Below are 23831 nucleotides of genomic sequence, written 5' to 3' on the forward strand. Positions count from 1 at the left end.
TCCAGGGATGGGCTTGCTGCGTGTTCTGTATCGTTTATCTAGCCCTTACTCCCCAACTACATTTGGTCTACTGTTTCAATTCCAAGTACATCCAAACCAATTTTCAGTGTTTTAGCCACCAAAGCACACAACAATAGTCGACTATTTTTAATCTCTTCTGGAACACCTTCTTTATTTACTGGGCATTTTTCATAAAAGCTCATAAATGCACCAGATAATTCATAAAGGTAACTGCATAACAAGTGAGGTGTACCATCTAAAGCAACTGTCTCAATGGTTTCATGGAGACGTAATAACTGAATAGCCAGTTGCCGCTCCGTTGGCTCTACTACCTGGATACTGCCTTCCAATGTTTGAGGATCAGCATTCGCTTTCCGGAAAATACTTTGAATACGCGTGTAAGCGTACAACAAATAAGGTGCAGTATTGCCATCAAGGGCCAGCATATTATCCCAGCTAAACACATAATCGCTGGTGCGGTTTTTTGATAGGTCTGCATATTTAACAGCACCCATTGCTACAGCACGAATCACCTTAACTTTTTGCTCTTCATCCAGATTAGTGCCTTTATCTGCCAGCACTACAGCAGCACGTTCTTCAGCCTCATCAAGTAACTCAGCTAACTTAACCACCCCACCTTCTCTGGTTTTGAATGGACGGCCATCTTCACCTAGCATCATGCCAAATGGATGATGCTCAAAAGAGCAATTTTCGTTCACAAAACCGGCTAACCGGCTAATGGTAAAAACCTGCTGAAAGTGCTGTGATTGGCGGGCATCAACATAATACAGTACCCGATCCGCATGAAGTGTACGACTTCTGTGGCGAGTCGCAGCTAAGTCAGTGGTAGCATAAAGATAGCCTCCATCTTTTTTCTGGATAATCACCCCCATCGGGTCACCATCTTTGGTTTTAAATTGATCCAGAAATACGACTTTGGCGCCTTGATCCTCTTTCAACAAACCTTTATCAGACAAGATATTAACAATATTAGGCAGGTCATCGTTATAAGCACTTTCTGCCATTACATCATTACGTGTTAATGACACATTCAACCGCTCATACACTTCTTCACTATGGGAAAGTGAAATATCAATAAAGCGCTGCCATAAGTTTTTGCAGTGCTCATCACCTGCTTGCAGTTTAACTACATACTCACGGGATTGATCAGCAAACTCAGGACTTTCGTCAAACAGTTTTTTCGCTTCACGGTAAAAGTTTTCCAGATCAGAAAGCTCCATAGACAACGCATCTGGGTTTTCTGAAGTCAGCTTTTCCATGTACGCGATCAGCATTCCAAACTGAGTACCCCAATCACCCACATGGTTTTGCCGAATCACTTTATGGCCGAGAAACTCCAAGGTTCTGGCCACAGCATCCCCAATAATGGTGCTACGTAAATGGCCTACGTGCATTTCTTTCGCCAGGTTAGGTGCAGATAAGTCAACAACAATTGTTTGTGGTTTGCTCACTGGTTGAATGTTGGCTCGTTCATCCTGCTGAGCTGTAATGAGCTGATCAGCCATCCACTCGGGCTTAAGGAACATATTGATAAAGCCAGGGCCAGCAATTTCCAGCTTATCAACCACTTCATCTAAATCAAGCTTGGCTAGTACCAGCTCTGCGAACTCACGAGGATTCATACCCAGCTTTTTAGCAACAGGCATAACCCCGTTTGCTTGATAGTCACCAAAGTTCGCTCGGGAACTCGGCCTTACCACTCCAGGTGATCCTGTAGGTGCTCCTGCCGCTACGAGCGCTTCTCTCACTTTCGCTTCAAGATACTGGCGAATATTCATTACAATTCCTTACTAACACTGGGGCTAAGGTCAACAATACGGTTTGGCTAAAGGCATTCTAGCATGTCTGGTTAACAACTAAGGACAGCAAGCGAGTGCCTGGAGTTGCATAGTGTAGGAGTGATTATCGTCGTCGCTGTACAAACGGGGCCTGCCAGGCTATGACAGCTGTCTGCAAACATTGAGATAATGAGGGTGATAGTTTATTCATGGAAAAATGGTACCTAAATACTTTTTCTAACTCAACATGAAGTCACCCGGAGTTACTTATCAGGCATTCAAAACCTCATAATCTTTGAAAAACTGCCATGTTCCATGAGCACCAAAAAATACACGCGTGTTAGTTTTATATTTTTTGCTGGTCAATATACTCAAGATGCAGGATAGCTGAAAACAAAGCCTGTTAAGTTTGTGTCAGTTACTATTATGAATGTTACACTAGAGAGTACCTAGACTAGAGAGTATTAAAACACCTTACCTGTCACTTATGGCTCAAGCTAATCGCAAAACAAAAAACAGCCCACCTAAACGTGGGGCAAGCAAAAAAAAACCTGCTGCCAGAAAACCAGCCATGCCACCTTGGATGTGGTTATTTACGGGTGTAGTGGTTGGGTTATTCATTGCGCTGCTGTTTAAACTGGCACCTAATGCTATTGATTTAAAGCAAGCCGTGGCTAATAACAATCAGCCACGCCAGCCTACACAAGAGAAATCGGCTAACTCACAACAGCCGACAAAAGCAGTGTTTGATTTTTATACTATTTTAACTGAAAATGAGACGATTGTTTCTGACCCCACACCAGTAAAACCAAAGCCCACACCAAAACCTACGGTTAGTCAGGAAAACAATAAGCCAGAAAAGCCTGTACAATCTAAGCCGCCAGCTAATGAAAGCTATGTTTTACAAGCGGGGTCATTCCGAAATAAAACAGATGCTGATCGGCGCAGAGCACAGCTAATATTAATGGGATTATCCGCCCAAACCCAAAAAGTTAATATTAAAAATGGCGAAACCTGGTTTCGGGTACAAGTTGGCCCATTTAAAACTAAAGATAAGCTTGGTAAAGCCAAAACCTTACTAGCCAGCAACAAAATAGATTCATTGGCTGTGCGGATCAGATGATAGCCACTGCTTGAATTCCGCCAGCTCCCCCCCATATACCTCTAAAATAGTGGTGCATATGCTCTTGTTAACTAAACTGTAAGAAGTTGTTTTAGCGACTGCTTTATTACGAGCCAAAGAGCAGGCAACCCTCATCAAAGAGAGGAATCAAGTTTGGAACAATATCGTGGTACGACGATTTTATCTGTTCGTCGTCAAGGTAAAGTAGTTATTGGTGGTGATGGTCAGGTTTCTTTAGGCAATACCGTTATGAAGGGTAATGCTCGAAAAGTTCGCCGTCTATTCAATGGCAAAGTCATTGCCGGCTTTGCTGGTGGTACTGCTGATGCATTTACCTTATTTGAACGCTTCGAAGCCCAGCTTGAGAAGCACCAGGGCCATTTAGTGAGATCAGCCGTTGAGCTGGCCAAAGACTGGCGGACTGATAGAGCCCTTAGAAGACTAGAAGCATTGCTAGCTGTTGCTGATGAAAAAGCTTCATTGATTATTACCGGTAATGGCGATGTGATTGAGCCGGAAGACAGCTTGATTGCCATTGGCTCTGGTGGCCCATTTGCTCAGTCTGCAGCAAGAGCACTACTGGAAAATACCGAACTAAGCGCACGCGATATCGTAGAGAAAGGGTTGGAAATAGCAGCAGATATTTGTATTTACACCAACCATAACCGCACGATTGAAGAACTAGACTGCGAATAATCACTGATCAGTAGCAAACAGGTTTACTATGTCCAACATGACCCCTCGTGAAATCGTCCATGAATTAGACAAGCATATTATCGGCCAAAATGAAGCCAAGCGTGCCGTAGCGATTGCTTTACGGAACCGCTGGCGCCGGATGCAATTGGACGAAGAACTTCGCAACGAAATCACCCCTAAAAATATCTTAATGATCGGCCCTACCGGTGTTGGTAAAACTGAGATTGCTCGCCGCTTAGCCAAGCTTGCCAAGGCGCCTTTTATAAAAGTAGAAGCCACCAAGTTTACTGAAGTTGGTTATGTAGGCCGCGATGTTGAGTCCATTGTGCGTGACTTAGCTGATGCAGCGATCAAAATGATGCGTGAAGAAGAAGTAGAAAAGGTTAAACATCGCGCCTTAGATTCTGCCGAAGAACGTATTCTAGACGCATTACTCCCTCCTGCACGAGGCTTTGAAGAAAATACAGAAGAAAAAGATAACTCGGCTACTCGCCAGGTATTCCGCAAAAAACTGCGTGAAGGTGAGTTAGATGAGCGGGAAATTGACATTGAGGTTAAAGACAGCCCTATCGGTGTTGAAATTATGGCACCTCCTGGCATGGAAGAAATGACCAGCCAGCTGCAAAACATGTTCTCAAATATGTCTGGCAGCCGAAAGAAAACCCGCAAAATGAAAATAAAGGATGCTTTCAAACAGGTCCAAGATGAAGAAGCGGCTAAGCTGGTCAATGAAGACGAATTAAAAGCAAGAGCACTCAATGCTGTTGAACAAAATGGGATTGTCTTTATCGATGAAATAGACAAAGTAGCTAAACGCTCTTCTGGCAGCAGCAATGCCGATGTTTCCCGTGAAGGTGTCCAACGCGATTTACTTCCTTTAATCGAAGGCTGCACGGTAAACACTAAGTTTGGCATGATAAAAACTGACCATATTTTATTCATTGCCTCTGGTGCATTCCACTTATCTAAACCATCTGATTTAATTCCAGAATTACAGGGCCGCCTGCCAATTCGTGTAGAATTAAATGCGCTATCTGTAGAAGACTTTAAACGTATTCTTACTGAGCCAGATGCTTCTTTAACTGAGCAGTATCAAGCATTAATTAATACTGAAGGTTTAACTATAGAATTTACTGAAGATGGCATCACCCGTGTGGCTGAAGTCGCTTGGCAAGTAAATGAAAGTACCGAAAATATCGGCGCACGTCGTTTACATACCGTTGTCGAACGCCTATTAGAAGAAATTTCATTTAGTGCTGCCGACTTGGGTACCGAGCAAAATGGCAAGCCACTGAAAATAGATGCCAGCTATGTTGATAAACATCTAGGCAACTTAGCGCAGGATGAAGATTTAAGTCGTTATATTCTGTAGAAATCCAAAAGCCACCTTGATAAGAGGTGGCTTTTTTTTCGTTCTATAAACTCGTTTGTTTACTTAATCCAGCCTTCCGACTTAAATATTTTCAGCGCCTCTTTCGATTTTAAAAACTCAGCAAATTCTGTTGCTTCTTTATCAGCTTTAGTTGATATGGCAATATTCATATCACGGTATATTCTTCGTTCTGGCTCAATTTCTACATAATCTGTTTTATCTGTATGATTTAAAGCCCAATGAGCCCAGGTAATCCATGCATCTGCCTGTTTCTCTTTAAAAGCTCTAAAACTAGCTCCACTACCCTTTTCATATGAGATAATATTACTTCTCAGCTTTTTCACATCATCTAGCTTACCTAAGCGACCTGCAACATCCTCCCACACACCCGTACCAGATGTGTTATAAACCCCCTTACCCTCTGTTACTACTACTTTCACACCTGGTTTAAGTAGGTCTTGAAAACCACTAATTTTCTTAGGGTTACCTTTTTTTACAATAATCACCGCAGGACGAATATAAATAGGTTCAACATTTTTTTCATCAAAAAACTTATAATTTTCAGTAAAAGCTGTCATTGATTGCTCAGAGGAGCCAAAAATAATATCTGCCGACTTTTGGGCTCTCTCTGTCCATTTATATTCTGGACCAAAAACAACTTCAACTTTATTCCCCGTTTTAGCTTGGAAAGCATTACCTGCTCTAATTAAGGCTGTATGTGGCCCACCAGGCCCAAACACAGTCACAACCCCATCTTTAGGCTGATGTTCAATTTTGGAATTATGTAGAGAGGCTCCATTAGCAAGGGTAGACGATAAAACGATAGATAAACCCAGTGTAAGCTTTTTACCAGAAAACATAACAGCACCTTTTAATATAAAACTTTCAATTATTAACCTTAGGAGTGGTTACTTCTTAAAGAACGCAGCTTGTTTTAATATATTTCAATAATGATTACATCATTACGGGCTTTGAGATAAATTATTCAGTTTAAAAAAATAATAAAAAGCAAGGGAATAAACGATAGCAAAAGACTGTTGCCAAATCACAACAATAGAAGACATACATACATTACAGACTCAAAAAAGCCGCTTATTAGCCACTTTTAGCAATACCACTGATTCTAGTAAGCTATATGGAACTTTTCTATGGTTTGGTGAAATATTCGAACTAATGCTCATTTTGGTATATTTGAACATTTCACTCTCACTTTTTACAACAACCTAGGCGTACAAACTGCCGTCGCAGAAACACCTGGTCTGAAAAATGAGCCCGATAAAACAAACTTACCATTTTTTATAGCGATTCTTACCCAATCATAAAATGCATCAAATTTCCCTTTAACACTATGCAAAAAACACATGGAATCATTGGCATTGGTCATAACTACTTCTGGGCTACCATGATGCCAGGTAAAAGTTTGTGTCCAAAAAATAGATAACGGGTTTTTAACGCAACCCGCCCAAGCTTCCAGCTCTTGACTGGTTGTATTACCACCTAAAACCCATGAGTTACTCATTCGATTAATACTCACCTGATCCTGGCTGCTATTAAATGCTCCAGCTAAACCACTTAAAAAACAACGATGGGTATTACTTGGCACCATTTGCGTGCCACCGCCTTGGCTACTTAACCAGTTAAAAGCTGTAAATGAGGAGCTACCATAAAATGAACCCACACACATCGCCCATCCCCCTACTCCTTGCTGGCGTGAAGCACCGCCTAAATAATATTTACCGTTATTTTGATAAACTCTAACAATTTCATTTCTGCTTTCAAAAACGCCCTTAATACCTGTTAAATAACAAACATTAAATGCTGCCAACCCCATCTCTTGCTCATAACGTCCCTGTGTCCATTGGTATTCCTTAGGGGGCTCAGCAAAGCTGGTAATAGAAAATAAAGTGATAAATATTATTAATATTATCCTTAACATGAGCGCAATATCCTTTTATTGAATGAGCTTTTATTTTTAACCGGTATCTTTAAGGTTCTATAAGCTCATTAGCTTAGAACATCATTACAGCATTACCACTTAAAATTAAATCGGTACACTTATTGCTGGCTAGCTAATAACTATCAATAAACGGCAAACAATTACCGGCTAACTATGAACGTAACAACTAGTACTCACCCCATAATCGACCATGCCAGACAGGAAGGGAGCAAGCAGGCAAAGGTTAATTCTCAAACAGACCATCAGCAAGGTGAGGGGAATAACAAGGCTGCAAGCACTGAGTCTATTCATCTCTCAGGGCAGATTAACTCTCCCAGCCTGAAACTACACAGAGACTTCAAGTTAGCCAGCTACCAAACTGAGCTTCGCCAAACCATTGACTCACTAAAAGCCCAGCTACAGCATACTTTGAAAGAGATGGGATTGATGGAGTCAACTTATCTGAAGGTTTCATTAAATGATGTTAATGAGATTAAAGTGGACTCTTATTTAACCCCTGATATGGCTAATGCTATTGCAGCTAAACTCAATAACGATGAACTATTTACTCAGCGTTTTAAACAACTTGCGCAAAACCAGCCAACAGTTAGCTATTTACAAAATGTGACCCAAATAAATAGCGCTTATAATAGCCCCAATAATGTTTTTCAACAATTAATGCAGCGATTTCAACCAGGCATGTCATTAGGGGAGGTTTCTCGTCACTTGCAGTCTATTGTACCTGCTAGTAAAACAACTGTAACCGCATTTAGCTTTGAGTTTAATGGTTACTAATACAAACTCCAGCTAGAATAAACCTATGTACTCTAATTAGGTTTATTTTTTACAACCGATCTACACAACACTCTCAACTCATTGATTAAGTTATTATTTTTTTTCTGACATTAATAATGCGTAGCACACTTAAGAAAAACTCAGCCGAAAAAGATCGTGGAGTTGTATCAATGAAGTGTCGTACGTTCTTGGTTGCTGTAGGATTATTAGTAGGAATCAATAATGCCTACGCAACTGCACTTCCTTGTGATGTGTCAGATATTCAACTTAATTTCGTACAACGACTGGATGGTGTTGACCCTGGCACAACAGTTAATCCTCCCTTCAATGCTAGTGACTGTGTAGGAGCATTCCAAGGCAATAATAGCCTTTTTGCAAACCCCACCATGGGTAATCTTGGCTATGACAATGATGGCTGGTTTAATAAAGAGTCCAATTTCTGGCCAGGCTTACCTGCAGCTTTTACCGAAAGTAGTGAGTTGCAAGACTTAGATGGTGATGGTCAAGTCAACGACCCCGGTTGGGTCTATTTAGGCAAAGATGATGGTCAAGGGTTTAAAGGGGCTACTAGTACCGATGGTGTAACAAGCTATCAGTTTATTGATGACCTTCTTGTGTTGAGCAACTGCAAAGACAAGGATGGTGATTCTACCGCCTGCGTAGGAGGTGATGCAATAATGGGTGAATGGTCTTGGAATCCACCTACCATGAACCCACAAGATCTGTTAGACCTGCTCGGCGGTATGTTTTTTGATCAAGTAGCAGTCATCTTCAAAAGTGCTAACTACTTTTCCATATATAACTTTAATATAGGTGATTTAGGGATAGACCCCGTTTTAGCTGAAGACTTTAATTTTAAATTTGCAGGTACCTGGGATACTAGTAACACTTTGAAAAATAGAGGTGGCAATCCTGCCGGGCTATCTAACATTAGCTTATGGGCAAGAGACCCTGTAATTGACATTCCAGCACCATCTTCACTGGGACTGCTTATAATCTCACTTGCTTTACTTATTCGCCGTAAAACAAATTAACCTCCCAACTATCAATACACCATAGTGCTGTTATTACGACAGCACCTTTTCTGCACAACTTAAGCAACAGAAAAAAACCTATCTCCCTTCCCTTTATTTCGGTGTAAACTGGGTTAAATTGTTATTAAAACTTTATTTACCCATGGCAACTACAGCACCAATTCCACAAGACATTAAGCTCCATAAACGCTCCAAAACATTAGAGCTCGTTTATGCTGACCAAAGCTACACTCTAACCAGCGAGCTTCTGCGTGTTCACTCGCCCTCAGCAGAAGTCCGAGGCCATGGCAAACCTATTTTGCAAACGGGTAAAATCCTTGTGGCCATTACTGGTGTTGAAGTAGTTGGCAATTATGCATTAAAACTGGTTTTTGATGATGGTCATGATAGCGGGCTATATACTTGGGAATACTTACATCATCTGAGCATTAATCAAGATAAACTTTGGCAGCAATATTTATCAGCGCTTCACGAGGCAGGTGCCAGTCGAGACCCAGACACCAGTGTGGTAAAGTTAGTCGATCTTTAACGAGGGCATGTGATGACAAAACAGCAAGAGCAAGCAGAAGATACCACTCACTTCGGTTATCAAACCGTTGCGAAAAAAGACAAAGCTGAAAAAGTTGCTGAGGTTTTCCACTCTGTTGCCCAAAAATACGACATTATGAATGACCTGATGTCACTTGGTGTCCATCGTTTATGGAAGCGGTTTACCATCGAGCTCAGCGCTGTTAGACAAGGCCATCAGGTGTTGGATATTGCTGGCGGTACAGGTGATTTAGCATTTCAGTTTGCCAAGTTGGTAGGCCCTACCGGTCGGGTAGTTTTGGCAGATATCAATAACTCCATGTTAACTGTAGGCCGTGACAAGTTAATTGACCGAGGAATAGTTGATAACACCGAGTTCGTCCAAGCCAATGCTGAATGCTTACCCTTTGCTGATAATACCTTTAACTGCATTACCATTGCCTTTGGTTTACGGAACGTAACCGATAAAAATGCCGCATTACGCTCGATGTTACGGGTATTAAAGCCCGGTGGCCGGCTGCTGGTGTTAGAGTTTTCAAAGACTGACAACCCCTTATTAAGCAAAGCTTACGATTTATATTCTTTCTCTGTGTTACCGGCTTTGGGCAAACTTGTCACCAATGATTCAGAGAGCTATCGTTATTTGGCCGAGTCGATTAGGATGCATCCAGACCAAGAAACCCTGAAAGAAATGATGGTTGATGCCGGTTTTGTTAGAGCAACCTATCATAATTTAACCGGTGGGATTGTTGCTGTGCATAAAGGAATAAAACCTTAGAGGCACCCTTAAATATATAGGGTAAGAGGATAGTATTTTTATAATGGCCAGTTCAATTATTACAACCGCCGCTTTTGCTTCTATAGAAACAGCTATTAACCGCGTTTTACAGCTTGACCCTATTGCTTTAGAGCAGCTGGCCAAACTAGCTGGCAAAACCCTGTGCATTCAATGCACCATGCCCCAACTAGTAATTTATCTTGAGCCAACGACAGAAGGCTTCAGGCTGAAAAGCCTTCACGAGGCAGAAATCACTTGTTGTATTGCAGGCACAGGCCCTGCCTTATTACAACTACTAGTCAGCCAAGATAAAAATAATCAGCTATTTGGCGGCGCAGTACAAATAATTGGTAGCAGTGATTTTGCCATGCAAATCCAGCAGATACTGCAAAATAGCCAATTAGACTGGGAAGGCTGGCTGGCAAAATATACCGGGCCAGTATTTGCCCACACCTTTGGCCAAAGCGTGCGTGGTGGGTTAGCTTTTGCTAAAAAGACCGTCAGCACTTTCCAGCAAAACTTATCTGAATACCTACAAGAAGAGTTGCGCCAGCTTCCTTCACGCAACGAAGTAGAATGCTTTTTTGACGACATAGATGAACTAAAACTGGCTACGGATCGACTAACCGCACGAGTAAAAAGGTTAGCTGCGCAGCTAGACAAATAAGTGGTAATAAAAATTATTGTCTTCCATCTAATTTTTATTACCACATGTAGCTTGAGATTGATTTTGCCTCAATATTTGAAAGCTAAACTATCAACACTGCTTACACTGACATACTGACACTGAACCCCACTCTACTGTGTTCCAGTGGCCTGTCCAACGGCTGTTGTAAGCAGAACATACCCCTGGGCAGGTTTCATTCGCATGGCGCTGATCCCAAATAGGCCCTGCTCGACGGTCTTTTGTTTGGCAAGCCGGTCTGTAATTGTATTGCTGCCGCTCTTCTTGATAAAAGAACTGATCTAAAAAGTCATCGTTGCTTCTGGACTGGCGAGGCTGCCAATACCACTTTTGATTGGAGCGATTATGACGCTGCCATATACCCACTCGACCTTGATCAACAAAATAATCCAATACAACCCCACGATTGGCTTTATTTTGTATAGTATTGCCATTCCACTGCCAACGCTGATGCCTACCTGAATGACACTCATAAATAAATGCCTTATCACCCTGCCTTAAGTTTTGTCCCGCTTCTAAACACATATGGGGTGCATGCTTAGGGCGTAAACGACCTTTACGGTCCATTTTCCAGAGTTGGTTTGCTTTGCCGTGGCAGTCCCAGGCAATGACTGGAGCCAAATTATCTGCTCTTCCACCATCGACATCCAGACATTTACCTGTTGCGGACTGGATTAATCCATAACGCCCACCAGCATTTGCTTGTAATGCAATAATTGTAAGACAAAACAAACACATCAATCGAATTACTTGCATAAAATACCTCTCCAGCAGCCTGATTAGCCAGAACATTCTAATTATTTGAATATCCGGACTAGCAGGTAATTTTTAATCACTCTTATTAGAGGTACCCTTTATTCGTACAGCAAAAGAGTTATACCTTATATTAGAGCTATACCCTACATTTTTGATAAATCATAATAGTTTTAAAAAAACACAGGCTACTTAAGTTTAAGCAGACTGGATATAGCAGAAAATACCTACAAGCCATACAAACCTGAAAAAATTTACACAATATTTACACTTGATTATAAAAACACCCAGTTTGCCAATCATTTTTTATAATTTGGGCGAGCTATTTTATATAAATCAACAAAAACTCACCTTTGTTTATATAATTTCACGCCTTGATTTATTTATGTACTCTGCATAATTACAACCAAAAATATTAATTAGATAGCCGCATAAGTACTTAACCTAGTACCCATGTCAAATATAAAGAAACAGGCTTTAATTATAAAAGCTGGTGTAATGACTTTAACAACCAAAATGCCTGTTAGTCTGTAAAAAAACAAGATATTTCTTTATGTCAATGGACTAGCAGCAACTAAATAAAAAATATTCATGAGCAAATTTTTTATTTAGTTATATGACTTTCTTTATCCTTTATATGTTAACTTTCATAAACTTCCGAAAAAAAGATAAAGTTTGTCATTTCAAGTTAATAAATCTTGGCTATCACTTTAAATTTTTATTATTAAAATTATTTTCTCAAATATTTAGCGCTTACTATTGACACATTCAGGCAAACTAGGAAAAACACACAAACGATCTACACTTATCTGGAAGCCTGTTGTTGAGCGACCAAGTTTAAATAAAGAATAGCAAGGACTGATAGTTAATGGATATACCCCCCAAGTTAGCTGAAGTATACGACGAAGAACGCAAGAATATAATTAAGCAGCTTATAGAACAACACGAGCCTTTGCTCAAATTATGCTATCGCCACACCAAAGGCGTATATGAGACAGGCTTACGTTCTTATTTGCTTGATTGGGAGGAATGGGTCTGGACAGCAGTAGACTGCACTTATCAAAGAATGGTGGATCGCCATATACCAATGGAGTCATTCGAAACTGAATTGCAAAAAGTAGTTTGGCCCTATACAAGCAATACAAATGACAACTGACTATTCCATTACACTAATGTTTTTTTGGATGATTATACAGCTTGTCAATTATATACCGCTTTATTCTTCGCAGCTCCCTGGCCAAAAGTTTTTTAGCTTGATGATTATCTATATCCTCCTTAAAAAAATAACACCAAAAATCTTATACTCCCGATACGAAAGCTTTTTCGGTGCAATCATCAACTGACAAGACTCCAGAAGTATCGCTAACTAAGAACTCAAAACTGTACAACAGTTCGCCAGAAACACAATATAAAGAGTAGTGATTAACTTTGTATATCTTTACTGTAACCTACCTTAGTTAAACCATAGAAATCCATCATATAACTCAGTCAGTTTATTGACGAAACTGCCTAGCATAACGACAATGTAAACACTTTGATTAACCACAACTACAGAGTAAACCGTGGTCCAACTGCTTCGATTGTTTAAAATTACCCGTGTTGTTGCCAAATATCGTTTAGACGAGTTGGTCTACCACCCACAACTGCCTTGGTATCTTCGCTTTGCCTTGCTTTTACTTCCTTGGCGATGGATTAAAAACCCAGCTCCTCGTGCCGAACGGCTAAGAAAAGCACTTGAAGAGCTTGGCCCCATCTTCGTCAAATTTGGTCAACTATTATCCACTAGACGAGACCTGTTGCCAGATGATGTTGCAGATGAACTGAAAAAGCTGCAAGACCAAGTACCCCCTTTTTCTGGAACATTAGCCACCAAACTAATTGAGCAAAGTTTAGGCAAGACAGTTGATGAACTGTTTGCTGATTTTGACCCAAAACCAATGGCTTCTGCTTCTGTTGCACAAGTGCATTTAGCCAAGCTGGCTGATGGCAAGCAGGTTGTAGTAAAAGTAATTCGCCCTGGCATTAATAAAGTCATCAAACAAGACATGACTATTCTGTATTTTATGGCCAAACTGTTGGTGGCTTTTTCTACTGAAGGTAAAAGGCTTCGCCCAGTAGAGGTAGTAGCTGATTACGAGCACACTATTTTCGATGAGTTGGATTTACAACGGGAGGCGGCGAATGCCTCACAGTTACGGCGTAATTTTGCTAACTCTGATCTGCTCTATGTACCACAAGTGTTTTGGGATTATTGCTCACGCTCCGTAATGGTGATGGAAAGAATTTATGGTATTCCGGTAGCAGAAATTGACCAATTAAAGGCCCATGGCATTGATATGCAAAAACTGGCTGTGCGTGGCGTGGAAATTTTTTTCACCCAGGTATTTCGTGACAGTTTCTTTCATGCAGACATGCATCCCGGCAATATTTTTGTATCGCCTCACGAACCAGAGTCTCCTCAGTATATAGCCATTGACTGCGGTATTGTGGGCTCGTTAACTGCCGAGGACCAAAGCTATCTCGCGCGCAATCTGCTGGCATTCTTTAATCAGGATTATCGACAGGTTGCTCAGCTGCATATCGACTCTGGCTGGGTACCCAAGCATACCCGAGTAAATGAGCTAGAGTCAGCCATTCGAGCCGTATGTGAGCCCATTTTTGAAAAACCATTAAAGGATATTTCTTTTGGCCAAGTGTTGCTGCGCTTATTCCAAACCGCTCGCCGCTTCAATATGGAAGTTCAACCCCAACTAGTACTACTCCAAAAAACCCTGCTTAATATCGAAGGGCTTGGTCGCCAGCTCTACCCAGATTTAGACCTATGGCATACAGGCAAGCCCTTTCTTGAGCAGTGGATGAAAGATCGTGTAGGCCCATTAGGGGTTTTAAAACATATTCACCAACAGGCCCCAGAGTGGCTAGAGCAAGCACCTATTATTAGTCAAAATGTGCTTCATTGGCTGGAACAACGTGCTCAAGCGCCGACTCAAATAACAAAACAGCCTTCAACCACTAACAAACGCTATTTAATCGGCTTATTGTTAGTGGCAGGCTCTGCCGCCAGTTTAATTTGGCCTGACTGGACTCAGCTATTCAACCAGGCAAATTTACCTAGCATAGCGGTAGGTGTGGTGGGCTTATATTTAATCCTAAACGAAAAAAAAGCGTAAAACAGGTGTCGTAGTATGGCTGTAACGGAGTGGCTTAGCCAAATCAAGTGGGATAAAAATGGCCTGATTCCAGCCATTGCCCAAGACTATAAAACTGGAAAAATATTAATGATGGCCTGGATGAACCAGGAAGCTCTGGCTTTAACTGCTGAGCAAGGCCATGCTGTTTACTGGTCTCGTTCTCGGCAAAAGCTCTGGCACAAAGGCGAGTCTTCTGGACACCAGCAGCAAATCAAAGCCATTCGCCTGGACTGTGATAGTGACGTCATTATCTTACAAGTGGAACAGAAAGGGGGAATTGCATGCCATACCGGGCGCGAAAGCTGCTTTTTCCGCAAGCTGACTAAACAAGGCGATAAATGGACATGGCAAACTACTGAGCCAGTATTAAAAGATCCAGACACCATTTATCAAAAAGCTATCAATAAAGACAACCAGTAAAAACAACCTAGTAAAGACAATAAGCCTTATGAGTGATGTATTAGCTGAGTTAGCCAAGGTCTTGGAAGCCCGCAAGCTAGCTGATCCCGATGAGTCGTATGTTGCCAGCCTACATGCGAAAGGACTGAATAAAATTCTGGAAAAAGTAGGAGAAGAAGCTACCGAAACCCTTTTGGCAGCTAAAGACCTAGCCAATCAAGCTGAAAGTAACAAAGCAGCAGCAAAATCAGACCTGGTTTATGAAACAGCTGATCTTTGGTTCCACACACTGGTGATGCTATCTCACCTTGGCTTAGGCCCTGAAGATGTATTAAGGGAGCTAGCAAGGCGCTTCGATCTTTCTGGTTTGGTAGAGAAAGCAGCCAGACAACAACACCCAGGTTAAGAGCGATAACCTGGTTATAAGTGCTACAATCTATAAGTACTATAAGCTATAACTACTATAAGCTATAACTACTATAAGCTATAAGTACTATAAAAAGGATTAAAGAAGTCCGTGAGTGACTGTATTTTTTGCAAAATTGCCAGTGGTGATGCACCAGCCAAGATTGTCTACCAGGATGATCACTGCCTGGCTTTTAATGACCTACATCCCAAAGCACCAGTGCACTTGCTTCTAATCCCCAGACAACATATCGCCAATCTTTACGACATTGGCTCTGAGCATCGTGATATAATGAGCCAATTGATGTTAACGATTCCTAAAGTGGCTAAAAAAGTGGGGCTAGAGAATGGCTTCCGCACCATTACCAATACCGGGCAAGGGGGTCGACAGGAAATCTACCACTTACACTTTCATATTTTAGGTGGCGGTGTACTAAAACCCATGTAAGATGAGGGTGTTGCAACAAGTGGTGCTCTGTAATAGCACAGCTTGCTAGAAAGCTTGGGTATCAAAATAGTTTGGAGATAAAGGATGTTTGGCATTAGCGTTCCACAATTAATTATTATTCTGGTTATTGTTCTGCTGATATTTGGTGGAAAACGCTTACGCTCATTAGGTGGCGATTTAGGCTCTTTTATTAAAGGCTTTAAAAAAGCGGTAAGTGATGAAGACAGTAGCTCTCAGCAACAGCTTGATAAGCCTAATGGTGAAAAGCCCCTTACTGATCAGCAACAAGCAAAACAGTCAGAAAATAAATAGCCACTCAGCTTTGTTTAGGTGATTTGTGTTTGATATTGGTTTTGCAGAGCTAATTGTTATTGCCATCATTGGCTTGCTAGTGCTTGGCCCCGAGCGGCTCCCCCATGCAATAAAGAAACTGATGCTCTGGACTGGGCGACTCAAACGTGGCTTTGCGGCTATGAAGTCAGAAATCGAGCGAGAAATTGGCGCTGATGACATCCGCCGGCAACTGCATAATGAATCGATTATGCAGGACTTAAAACAGGCTCAGGCAGATGTTAATCGCCAGATCAATGAGTTCAAGCAGTCTATTGATAGCTCTGTTGAAAAAGCAGAAAACAACATTGATGGCACAACAACGCAACCAGCTGATACAAATCAAGCGACTAGTTTTGCCCAGTCAGAAGCCACCCCTAGTATTGAAGCTAGCCATACCCCTGACCAGCAGCCAAAAGCCAAACCTACTTCAGCCACGTCCTCATTAAACGATTAGTGACTTAAGCCTTTATGACAGACCAACCGAATGGCTATTACAATTCAGAAGACCCTGAACTAGGCCAAGAGCAACCCTTAGTACAGCACCTGGTTGAGCTTAGATCTCGCATTCTCCGCTGCTTGGTTGCAGTACTGATAGCATTTGCCTGCCTGTTTTATTTTGCCAACGACATTTATAGCTTTATCTCTGAGCCTTTACGATCCATATTGCCTGAAGGCTCCTCAATGATTGCAACGGAAATTACCCAGACATTTTTTACACCCTTTAAACTGACCGTAGTCGCCGCTATTTTTTTAGCGATTCCCTATATTCTGCATCAAGTATGGGGGTTTATTGCACCAGGGCTTTACCAACATGAACAAAAGCTGGCCATCCCACTATTAGCTTCAAGTGTTGTGTTATTTTATCTGGGAATTACGTTTGCCTATTATGTCGTATTTCCCCTGCTATTTAACTTCTTTACTACCATAGGCCCTGATGATGTATCAGTAATGCCAGATATCCACAGTTACCTGAGCATTGTACTAAAACTGTTTTTTGCTTTTGGGATAGCCTTTGAAATTCCTATTGCTACCGTTTTATTGATTTGGTCCGGGATAAGCAGTGTTGCTAGTTTAAGAAAAAAGCGTCCGTATATAATCGTTGGCTGCTTTGTAGTAGGCATGTTACTAACACCACCTGATGTCTTTTCCCAATCATTACTCGCCTTGCCTATGTGGCTGCTGTTTGAAGCTGGGTTGTTGATGGGAGGGATAGTTGCTAAGAGAAAGTCTGCTTAAAGTTTAAACCTCTAAAAGAAAAGTCACTGGTCCATCATTAACTAAGCTGACTTGCATATTGGCACCAAAACGCCCGGTAGCAACTGCTGGATGAAGGTTGGTTGCTTGCTCCACAAAATAGTTATACAGGTTTTCTCCTTCTACTGGAGGAGCTGCAGAGCTGAAACTAGGGCGCAAACCTTTTTGGGTGTCTGCTGCCAAGGTAAACTGAGAGACTACTAACAGCCCGCCATTAATATCTCTTAGACTGAGGTTCATTTTATCCTCAGCATCAGCAAAAATACGATATTTCAATACTTTTTCAAGCAATTTGGTGACTTTTGCCTGATCATCACCTTTTTGCACTCCCAGTAACACCAATAAGCCTTGGTCAATAGAACCAACCACATCATTATTCACGCTGACACTGGCTTGCTTTACTCGTTGAATAAGTGCTCGCATTGTTTTTGCCACTCATTTTTATCATTACAAATTTAATGGCATATCATATCTGTAAAAGCATAAAGCCAGCAATCAGCCGGCTTTACATTGCATAAAAACAAATGAATAGTTTCTAGAAGAGTGCTTCTCCCCCAGCTTCACCAATGCCATTATCAAACTGTGGCTCAGCCATATCAATCTGTTGCATTTGCTGCTGGTTAAGTGGTTTACTCATTTTAATCATATAGAAGCAGCCTTCCAGGCCATTATAGCCAACAGCAACACCAGTGGCCGAACGGCTGGTATGGTAGCCTGTGTAATAAGTGTTATTGCTGTATCTCCATGTGAGTGTTCTATCTATTTCCTTCCAGGTGCCTTTCAAACTACCAGACTCAAATGTGCCATCACTTTTTAAGGTAAAGTTTTTTGATATAGAGTAAGTACCATCACACCCCCAATCAAAGTGCATATCATATACGCCAGGTGTTGTAACTTCAGCAGCCGCAAAATTGACTATCAATAATGCGCATCCTGCTACTATTGTAATTTTTTTCATGTTCGTCCTTGTTTTAATAATAAGATGGTTTTATCCCCCTCATAATAAACCTGCTACCCAGTACATAAACGGCAGCAGATTTATAATATTGTTATAGCTGATTTAATTGGGTTTATTACCACTTTTTGCAAAAAAAAGTTACCACTTTAGTACTATAAGATTAATAAATAGACAACACTAATATGCTGTCTAAAATGGGCAGGGGATAAATGAGAAAAGCTGCGCTTAATTATCTCAGCACAGCTCCCATATAACATTTGCGAAAAATGTTTAGCTCAAAATGAATGGCTAACCTTCATCGGGCATTAGATCAGGCTTCAACCGCTTAGCCATTTCATCCGTTGCTCTAATCAAGGCATCTGAAATACTGGGTTCTGCCGCAGAATGCCCCGCATCTCTAACAATATGCAGCTCTGCTGCAGGCCACTTCACTTGCAGGGTAAAAGCATTTTCCAGAGGGCACACCATGTCATAACGACCGTGGACGATAATCCCAGGTATATCTCTAATAACTTCCAGATTATCTAAAATTTGGTTTGGTTCTAAAAAACCCTTATTTTTGAAATAATGGCAAGCAACGGCTGCCAGTGCTCTTGCTTTATGTGGATCAATAAACGCATCCAATACCGCCTGATTAGGTCTTAACGTTGCACAATGCCCTTCCCACAACGCCCAAGCTTTAGCAGCCCCCATTCGAGCCAGCTCATCGTTACCAGTCAGCCTTTTGTAATAAGCATTAATAACTTCATTAGAATCAGCTTCTGGAATCCAGCAAGTAAAATCCCGCCAATAATCAGGAAAAATTTTATTTGCCCCTTCTTGATAAAACCAACTAATATCCTGTTCCCGACAGAGAAAGACACCTCGCAGAATCATCGCCAATACTTGTCGTGGATATTGCTCAGCATATAACAACGCTAAGGTTGCTCCCCAAGAGCCCCCAAACAGCACCCACTGATCAACATTGAGAAACTGTCTGATCGTTTCAATGTCTGCAATTAAGTCTTGTGTTGTATTGTTTTCTATACAAGCATGGGGAGTTGAACGACCAGCACCACGCTGATCAAATAAAATAATCCGATAAATTTCAGGATTAAAATAACGGCGACTAAATTTATCACATGCTGCACCAGGCCCACCGTGAAGATATAAGACAGGTATACCATTTGGGTTACCGCTCTCTTCCAAATAAAGCTGGTGTGGCTCATCAACTTCTAAAGTGTGTCGCGCATAAGGTTTTATTGCAGGATAAAGGGTATACATATTTTGTCCTTCAGTTAGACCTGCTATGTTAATTTACTATCTATGTTAGGCCTTTTATGAGTAAAGCTACTTTTAAACATTACACTAAGTTCATGCTAAAGTTGATATTCCTCCTAAGTTTTTTTCCCTTACTCTCTGGCTGTACAGAAGTACCTGCAGAGTCAGCTATTGCCGAGCAAATAGAGAAAATACAGACAGCTATAGAGAATAAGAATAGTCAAAAAGTACTGAAAACACTTAGTGAAAGCTTTAATTCTGCTCAAGGAATGGATCGCCAAGGAGTAAAACGACTTTTATTAGCTTATTTTTTGCGTCATAAAAATATAAAAATTTATATTACTAACAATAACATTTCATATAACCCCGCCTACCCCAACGTAGCAACCTCAGAGTCTGCGGTGACAGTCACTGGCGCAGAAAGTATTCTGCCTAATCAGTCAGGTATTTATAAAGTCAAAACAGAATGGGTTAGAGAGGATGGTGAGTGGTTGGTGAGTAGTGTGAGTTGGGAGTGAAATGCTTGATATGGAATAAGTTTCCCCCTTTTTCAAAGGGGGAAAACAAGACTACTTCGCTCTGGAAGCTCGCTTACGCTCGTGCTCTTTGAGGAATTTCTTTCTCAGCCGAACATGATTAGGGGTTACTTCTACCAGCTCGTCGTCTTCAATAAACTCTAACGCCTGTTCCAGTGAATGCCTAACTGGCGGAGTCAGGATGATATTTTCATCAGTGCCTGATGCCCGAACGTTAGTCAGCTGCTTACCCTTGGTTGGGTTTACGACCAAGTCATTGTCACGGTTATGCAGACCAATGATCATTCCCTCGTAAACTTCTACATTTGGCTCTAGGAACAGACGTCCACGGTCTTGCAGATTAAACAGTGAATAACCCAATACTTTACCGTTAACCATTGAGACCAACACACCATTTGGCCGTTTGGCTACTTCACCGGCCTTAACGGGGCCAAAATGATCAAAAATATGGGTTAAAATACCACTACCGGAAGTAATAGTTAAAAATTGCGAGCGGAAGCCAATTAAACCTCTAGCAGGCATAATAAACTCTAATCGAGTACGGCCTTTGCCATCAGGTACCATATTTGTAAGCTCAGCTTTACGGTTACCCATTTCTTCCATAATGGCGCCTTGATGTGCATCTTCCACATCTACCACTACTTGCTCATAGGGCTCGCACATTTCACCATCAATTTCTTTAGTGATAACTTCTGGTCGAGAAACCCCTAGCTCAAAACCTTCACGGCGCATGGTTTCAATCAATACAGACAAGTGCAACTCACCACGGCCAGAAACAACAAACTTATCTGCTGTATCACCTTGCTCAACCCGTAGCGCAACGTTATGGATTAACTCGCGATCTAAACGCTCTTTAATATTACGGCTAGTGACATATTTACCATCTTGGCCAGCAAACGGTGAGTCGTTTACTTGGAAGGTCATGCTCACTGTAGGCTCATCTACAGTCAGTGCTGGTAACGCTTCTGGCTTTTCTGGGTTACACAATGTATCGGAAATATTTAAGCCATCAATACCCGTGATACAAACGATATCACCCGCTTCTGCTTTTTCAATATCAACCCGCTCCAAGCCTTGATAGCCCATTACTTTCAAGATACGGCCAGAACGTTGATTACCTTCGCGGCCAACGACTGCAACAGGTGTATTTGGTGCTAACTGTCCACGAGTCACTCGGCCTACGCCGATAACACCCAGGTAACTACTGTAGTCCAGTGCTGAAATCTGCATCTGAAAAGGACCATCAACATCTATGGTAGGCACAGGCACTTTATCAACAATCATTTCAAACAGAGGTGTCATGTCATCTTGTAATGACTCTGGGTCATCACCAGCAACTCCATTTAGTGCTGAGCAATAAATAATGGGGAAATCTAGTTGCTCTTCAGTAGCCCCCAAACGATCGAATAAGTCAAATACCTCATCAATTACCCAGTCAGGTCTGGCGCCAGGGCGGTCAATTTTATTGACTACTACGATTGGCTTTAATCCTTGCTCAAATGCTTTTTGGGTAACAAAACGAGTTTGTGGCATTGGGCCATCAACAGCGTCAACCAGCAGCAATACGGAATCAACCATCGATAGCACCCGCTCAACCTCACCACCAAAGTCGGCGTGGCCTGGGGTGTCCACAATGTTTATGCGGTAATCTTGCCAGGTGATCGCAGTATTTTTGGCCAGAATGGTAATGCCACGCTCACGCTCTTGGTCGTTGGAGTCCATGATCCGCTCAGTACCGATATCACGGCGTTCTAGGGTTCCAGACTGCTGTAATAGCTTGTCTACCAAAGTAGTTTTGCCATGGTCTACGTGAGCAATAATGGCAATATTTCTTAACTTCTCAATCACAGAGGGTGCCTCTACAGTAAAACAACTACAATCTGAAGTGGCCTAAGAGCAGCACCCTAGAAACAAGCATGTTAGTAGGGGCATTCCTATAGTAAATGCCAGAATTAGTAAGTTGTCTTACCAATTCAACGTCTTCAGCTAGAAAATCCAGAAAATTTTGGTGCGGTAGTTTACCACCGATCCACTAAGAAAGTTCACTAGGGACGATAAACTTTGATGTTTTCGTAACCCTCGTCCTTTAAATGCATGGCATGTAAGCGGCTCATCACGCCTTTATCACAATAAAGCATATATTGTTGATTAGCATCGAGCTGCTTAAATACAGTATTTAGTTGATAGAAAGGAATGGTTTTTACTTCATTCTTATCCATTTTTAGCGGACTTAGTTCTTCTTCAGTGGGATGGCGGATATCAAGAATCACACTATTAGGAAGTGGAATACTCAGCACCTCAACCTCAGCCGCTTTTAAGTCATCCTGAATAATATCGTTGATTAACACTTCTCGACGATCTGCAACAGCTTTATCCAATACAGTAAAGTCAAAGTTTGACTCAACATCTTCGACTTTATGCCGTCTTGCCCGCGTAGTTGGATTAACCGATATTACGCCGCAATATTCAGGAATATTTTTAGCGAAATCTTCAGTGCCAATGGCTCTAGCCGTGTTGATAATATCCTGCTTATCCATGGTAATTAAGGGGCGAATAACCAGGTTATCAGTTACCTCATCAATGACTGATAAATTTGCTAGGGTTTGGCTAGAAACCTGTGCAATCGCCTCACCGGTTACCAGCGCCTCTACCTCTAGGCCCTCAGCTACTTGGCTGGCAGCTCGCAACATCATTCTTTTCAGCACCACCCCCATGTAGGATTTATCAATATTTTGCAAAATTTCTGCTACAACAGGCTCAAAAGGCACCGTGACAAACTTTACCCGATGAGATGAGCCAAACTTATTCCACAGGTAATAGGCAACTTCTTTAACCCCAATTTCATGGGCATGGCCACCTAAATTGAAAAAACAGAAATGGGTGAGCAGCCCCCGTTTCATGGTTAAAAAGCTAGAAACCGTTGAATCAAACCCACCCGAAATAAGCGATAAAACGCCGTCTTGTGTTCCCAAAGGAAAGCCACCCAGCCCAGGTAATGCACTCTTCACCACATAAAAGCGCTTATTTTTTATTTCCAGCTTAACGGTAATATTAGGGTCTTTTAGTTTAATGGAAGTCTCTGCAATTCTTTGGTGCAATCCGCCGCCAATATATCGTTCTGCCTCTGTAGAGGTAAACTCATGATGGCCAGAGCGCTTACAACGCACGCAGAAAGAATGACCAACCAACGAATCTCCAACAATGGCAGCCACTTTATCGAGCATATCGTCGAGATCAACCAGAGGATAATCCACCACTTCCAGCACTAGGCAAATACCAGGAGTATGGGTGAGTTTTTCTGCTATTTGCTGGGTAACAGCTTTATCATCCTGTTGCGTGACAACCTCGATTTTATCCCAGCTCCCTACCACCTCAATTTCAGGGTCTATTGGCTTCAACGTCCAACGAATGTTACGTCGTAACTGTTTAACAAACCGTTGACGAACCGGCTTACTTTTAATGGTGATTTCAGGAAATAATTTAACAATGAATTTCATGGAGGGGATTTCATCTGATTGCAACTAACATGTAGCAAACTATTATACAAA

26 protein-coding genes are annotated in these 23831 nt (G+C 41.6%); 17 read left to right on the forward strand and 9 right to left on the reverse strand.

Translation table 11 applies throughout. The annotated features are described in order from the left end of the window. Positions 1–56: 56 nt before the first annotated feature. Positions 57–1799 (reverse strand): arginine--tRNA ligase, encoded by a 1743-nt coding sequence (argS, locus tag OQE68_RS09665; RefSeq protein WP_180568880.1) that lies wholly within the window; start codon positions 1797–1799, stop codon positions 57–59. A 487-nt stretch (positions 1800–2286) separates the two neighbouring features. Here argS and OQE68_RS09670 point away from each other — a divergent pair, with 487 nt between their 5' ends. The 3 genes from OQE68_RS09670 to hslU all read left to right on the forward strand — a co-directional run bounded on the left by OQE68_RS09670 (position 2287) and on the right by hslU (position 4990). Next, positions 2287–2922 (forward strand): SPOR domain-containing protein, encoded by a 636-nt coding sequence (locus tag OQE68_RS09670; protein WP_180568881.1) that lies wholly within the window; start codon positions 2287–2289, stop codon positions 2920–2922. Positions 2923–3075: 153 nt separating this feature from the next. Beyond that, entirely contained in the window at positions 3076–3618 is a 543-nt protein-coding gene (gene hslV, locus OQE68_RS09675; RefSeq protein WP_163835957.1) for an ATP-dependent protease subunit HslV, read from the forward strand. A 28-nt stretch (positions 3619–3646) separates the two neighbouring features. Further along, positions 3647–4990: an ATP-dependent protease ATPase subunit HslU gene (gene hslU / locus OQE68_RS09680; RefSeq protein ID WP_180568882.1), complete on the forward strand. Its 1344-nt coding sequence runs from the start codon at positions 3647–3649 to the stop codon at positions 4988–4990. 59 nt (positions 4991–5049) lie between these two features. On the opposite strand, the gene OQE68_RS09685 is transcribed toward hslU, so the two are convergent. Both OQE68_RS09685 and OQE68_RS09690 read right to left on the reverse strand, forming a co-directional pair. Further along, positions 5050–5850 (reverse strand): extracellular solute-binding protein, encoded by an 801-nt coding sequence (locus OQE68_RS09685; protein ID WP_180568883.1) that lies wholly within the window; start codon positions 5848–5850, stop codon positions 5050–5052. A 353-nt stretch (positions 5851–6203) separates the two neighbouring features. Then, positions 6204–6926: a hypothetical protein gene (locus OQE68_RS09690; RefSeq protein ID WP_180568884.1), complete on the reverse strand. Its 723-nt coding sequence runs from the start codon at positions 6924–6926 to the stop codon at positions 6204–6206. Positions 6927–7100: 174 nt separating this feature from the next. On the opposite strand from OQE68_RS09690, the gene OQE68_RS09695 reads away from it, so the two are divergent. From OQE68_RS09695 to OQE68_RS09715, 5 genes are all read left to right on the forward strand, one after another. After that, positions 7101–7721, forward strand: a complete 621-nt coding sequence (locus OQE68_RS09695; protein WP_180568885.1) for a hypothetical protein — start codon at positions 7101–7103, stop codon at positions 7719–7721. A gap of 170 nt (positions 7722–7891) precedes the next feature. Then, positions 7892–8755, forward strand: coding sequence for a hypothetical protein (locus OQE68_RS09700; protein WP_180568886.1), 864 nt, complete (start codon positions 7892–7894; stop codon positions 8753–8755). Positions 8756–8897: 142 nt separating this feature from the next. Further along, positions 8898–9284: a gamma-butyrobetaine hydroxylase family protein gene (locus OQE68_RS09705; RefSeq protein WP_180568887.1), complete on the forward strand. Its 387-nt coding sequence runs from the start codon at positions 8898–8900 to the stop codon at positions 9282–9284. 12 nt (positions 9285–9296) lie between these two features. After that, the gene (ubiE, locus tag OQE68_RS09710) at positions 9297–10061 is read left to right on the forward strand and encodes a bifunctional demethylmenaquinone methyltransferase/2-methoxy-6-polyprenyl-1,4-benzoquinol methylase UbiE (RefSeq protein WP_180568888.1); all 765 of its coding nucleotides are present in this window, start codon (positions 9297–9299) and stop codon (positions 10059–10061) included. Positions 10062–10104: 43 nt separating this feature from the next. Beyond that, on the forward strand, positions 10105–10728 hold the full coding sequence (locus OQE68_RS09715; protein ID WP_180568889.1) for a ubiquinone biosynthesis accessory factor UbiJ: 624 nt from the start codon (positions 10105–10107) through the stop codon (positions 10726–10728). A gap of 90 nt (positions 10729–10818) precedes the next feature. Here the strand turns inward: OQE68_RS09715 and OQE68_RS09720 are convergent, their stop codons facing one another. Then, complete coding sequence (locus OQE68_RS09720; protein ID WP_219340052.1) at positions 10819–11502, reverse strand: ricin-type beta-trefoil lectin domain protein; 684 nt, start codon at positions 11500–11502, stop codon at positions 10819–10821. An 865-nt stretch (positions 11503–12367) separates the two neighbouring features. On the opposite strand from OQE68_RS09720, the gene OQE68_RS09725 reads away from it, so the two are divergent. The 8 genes from OQE68_RS09725 (at position 12368) to tatC (ending at position 17511) form a co-directional block, all read left to right on the forward strand. Beyond that, positions 12368–12655, forward strand: a complete 288-nt coding sequence (locus tag OQE68_RS09725) for a hypothetical protein (RefSeq protein ID WP_180568890.1) — start codon at positions 12368–12370, stop codon at positions 12653–12655. Positions 12656–13061: 406 nt separating this feature from the next. Next, on the forward strand, positions 13062–14669 hold the full coding sequence (ubiB, locus tag OQE68_RS09730) for a ubiquinone biosynthesis regulatory protein kinase UbiB (protein WP_180568891.1): 1608 nt from the start codon (positions 13062–13064) through the stop codon (positions 14667–14669). Positions 14670–14684: 15 nt separating this feature from the next. Beyond that, a complete protein-coding gene (gene hisI, locus OQE68_RS09735) occupies positions 14685–15110 on the forward strand; it encodes a phosphoribosyl-AMP cyclohydrolase (RefSeq protein WP_180568892.1) in 426 nt (141 codons plus the stop codon). A 28-nt stretch (positions 15111–15138) separates the two neighbouring features. Beyond that, a complete protein-coding gene (locus tag OQE68_RS09740; protein ID WP_180568893.1) occupies positions 15139–15495 on the forward strand; it encodes a phosphoribosyl-ATP diphosphatase in 357 nt (118 codons plus the stop codon). A 111-nt stretch (positions 15496–15606) separates the two neighbouring features. Beyond that, positions 15607–15942 carry a histidine triad nucleotide-binding protein gene (locus OQE68_RS09745; RefSeq protein ID WP_180568894.1) on the forward strand — a complete coding sequence of 112 codons (336 nt, stop codon included), beginning with the start codon at positions 15607–15609 and terminating at the stop codon, positions 15940–15942. Between the two features lie 84 nt (positions 15943–16026). Continuing rightward, entirely contained in the window at positions 16027–16254 is a 228-nt protein-coding gene (tatA, locus tag OQE68_RS09750) for a twin-arginine translocase TatA/TatE family subunit (protein WP_180568895.1), read from the forward strand. 25 nt (positions 16255–16279) lie between these two features. Then, positions 16280–16729 carry a Sec-independent protein translocase protein TatB gene (gene tatB / locus OQE68_RS09755; protein ID WP_180568896.1) on the forward strand — a complete coding sequence of 150 codons (450 nt, stop codon included), beginning with the start codon at positions 16280–16282 and terminating at the stop codon, positions 16727–16729. 14 nt (positions 16730–16743) lie between these two features. Continuing rightward, positions 16744–17511 (forward strand): twin-arginine translocase subunit TatC, encoded by a 768-nt coding sequence (tatC, locus tag OQE68_RS09760; protein ID WP_180568897.1) that lies wholly within the window; start codon positions 16744–16746, stop codon positions 17509–17511. 3 nt (positions 17512–17514) lie between these two features. Here tatC and dtd read toward each other — a convergent pair whose 3' ends face one another. The 3 genes from dtd to pip all read right to left on the reverse strand — a co-directional run bounded on the left by dtd (position 17515) and on the right by pip (position 19750). Further along, positions 17515–17952, reverse strand: a complete 438-nt coding sequence (dtd, locus tag OQE68_RS09765) for a D-aminoacyl-tRNA deacylase (protein ID WP_180568898.1) — start codon at positions 17950–17952, stop codon at positions 17515–17517. A 112-nt stretch (positions 17953–18064) separates the two neighbouring features. Continuing rightward, complete coding sequence (locus OQE68_RS09770) at positions 18065–18487, reverse strand: hypothetical protein (protein WP_180568899.1); 423 nt, start codon at positions 18485–18487, stop codon at positions 18065–18067. 288 nt (positions 18488–18775) lie between these two features. After that, positions 18776–19750: a prolyl aminopeptidase gene (pip, locus tag OQE68_RS09775; RefSeq protein ID WP_180568900.1), complete on the reverse strand. Its 975-nt coding sequence runs from the start codon at positions 19748–19750 to the stop codon at positions 18776–18778. Between the two features lie 56 nt (positions 19751–19806). Here pip and OQE68_RS09780 point away from each other — a divergent pair, with 56 nt between their 5' ends. Next, positions 19807–20265 (forward strand): hypothetical protein, encoded by a 459-nt coding sequence (locus tag OQE68_RS09780; protein ID WP_180568901.1) that lies wholly within the window; start codon positions 19807–19809, stop codon positions 20263–20265. 51 nt (positions 20266–20316) lie between these two features. Here OQE68_RS09780 and typA read toward each other — a convergent pair whose 3' ends face one another. Continuing rightward, a complete protein-coding gene (gene typA / locus OQE68_RS09785; RefSeq protein ID WP_180568902.1) occupies positions 20317–22131 on the reverse strand; it encodes a translational GTPase TypA in 1815 nt (604 codons plus the stop codon). 197 nt (positions 22132–22328) lie between these two features. Continuing rightward, on the reverse strand, positions 22329–23780 hold the full coding sequence (thiI, locus tag OQE68_RS09790) for a tRNA uracil 4-sulfurtransferase ThiI (protein WP_180568903.1): 1452 nt from the start codon (positions 23778–23780) through the stop codon (positions 22329–22331). Positions 23781–23831 lie beyond the last annotated feature (51 nt).

Origin of the sequence: Spartinivicinus marinus (assembly GCF_026309355.1) — a bacterium.
GTDB lineage: Bacteria > Pseudomonadota > Gammaproteobacteria > Pseudomonadales > Zooshikellaceae > Spartinivicinus > Spartinivicinus marinus.

Excerpts from the sequence above, each read along its gene's own strand:
- argS (WP_180568880.1), bottom strand. The coding sequence starts at position 1,799 with ATGAATATTCGCCAGTATCTTGAAGCGAAAGTGAGAGAAGCGCTCGTA.
- OQE68_RS09670 (WP_180568881.1), top strand. The coding sequence starts at position 2,287 with ATGGCTCAAGCTAATCGCAAAACAAAAAACAGCCCACCTAAACGTGGG.
- hslU (WP_180568882.1), top strand. The coding sequence starts at position 3,647 with ATGTCCAACATGACCCCTCGTGAAATCGTCCATGAATTAGACAAGCAT.
- OQE68_RS09685 (WP_180568883.1), bottom strand. The coding sequence starts at position 5,850 with ATGTTTTCTGGTAAAAAGCTTACACTGGGTTTATCTATCGTTTTATCG.
- OQE68_RS09690 (WP_180568884.1), bottom strand. The coding sequence starts at position 6,926 with ATGTTAAGGATAATATTAATAATATTTATCACTTTATTTTCTATTACC.
- OQE68_RS09695 (WP_180568885.1), top strand. The coding sequence starts at position 7,101 with ATGAACGTAACAACTAGTACTCACCCCATAATCGACCATGCCAGACAG.
- OQE68_RS09700 (WP_180568886.1), top strand. The coding sequence starts at position 7,892 with ATGAAGTGTCGTACGTTCTTGGTTGCTGTAGGATTATTAGTAGGAATC.
- OQE68_RS09705 (WP_180568887.1), top strand. The coding sequence starts at position 8,898 with ATGGCAACTACAGCACCAATTCCACAAGACATTAAGCTCCATAAACGC.
- ubiE (WP_180568888.1), top strand. The coding sequence starts at position 9,297 with ATGACAAAACAGCAAGAGCAAGCAGAAGATACCACTCACTTCGGTTAT.
- OQE68_RS09715 (WP_180568889.1), top strand. The coding sequence starts at position 10,105 with ATGGCCAGTTCAATTATTACAACCGCCGCTTTTGCTTCTATAGAAACA.
- OQE68_RS09720 (WP_219340052.1), bottom strand. The coding sequence starts at position 11,502 with ATGCAAGTAATTCGATTGATGTGTTTGTTTTGTCTTACAATTATTGCA.
- OQE68_RS09725 (WP_180568890.1), top strand. The coding sequence starts at position 12,368 with ATGGATATACCCCCCAAGTTAGCTGAAGTATACGACGAAGAACGCAAG.
- hisI (WP_180568892.1), top strand. The coding sequence starts at position 14,685 with ATGGCTGTAACGGAGTGGCTTAGCCAAATCAAGTGGGATAAAAATGGC.
- OQE68_RS09740 (WP_180568893.1), top strand. The coding sequence starts at position 15,139 with ATGAGTGATGTATTAGCTGAGTTAGCCAAGGTCTTGGAAGCCCGCAAG.
- tatA (WP_180568895.1), top strand. The coding sequence starts at position 16,027 with ATGTTTGGCATTAGCGTTCCACAATTAATTATTATTCTGGTTATTGTT.
- tatC (WP_180568897.1), top strand. The coding sequence starts at position 16,744 with ATGACAGACCAACCGAATGGCTATTACAATTCAGAAGACCCTGAACTA.
- dtd (WP_180568898.1), bottom strand. The coding sequence starts at position 17,952 with ATGCGAGCACTTATTCAACGAGTAAAGCAAGCCAGTGTCAGCGTGAAT.
- OQE68_RS09770 (WP_180568899.1), bottom strand. The coding sequence starts at position 18,487 with ATGAAAAAAATTACAATAGTAGCAGGATGCGCATTATTGATAGTCAAT.
- pip (WP_180568900.1), bottom strand. The coding sequence starts at position 19,750 with ATGTATACCCTTTATCCTGCAATAAAACCTTATGCGCGACACACTTTA.
- OQE68_RS09780 (WP_180568901.1), top strand. The coding sequence starts at position 19,807 with ATGAGTAAAGCTACTTTTAAACATTACACTAAGTTCATGCTAAAGTTG.
- thiI (WP_180568903.1), bottom strand. The coding sequence starts at position 23,780 with ATGAAATTCATTGTTAAATTATTTCCTGAAATCACCATTAAAAGTAAG.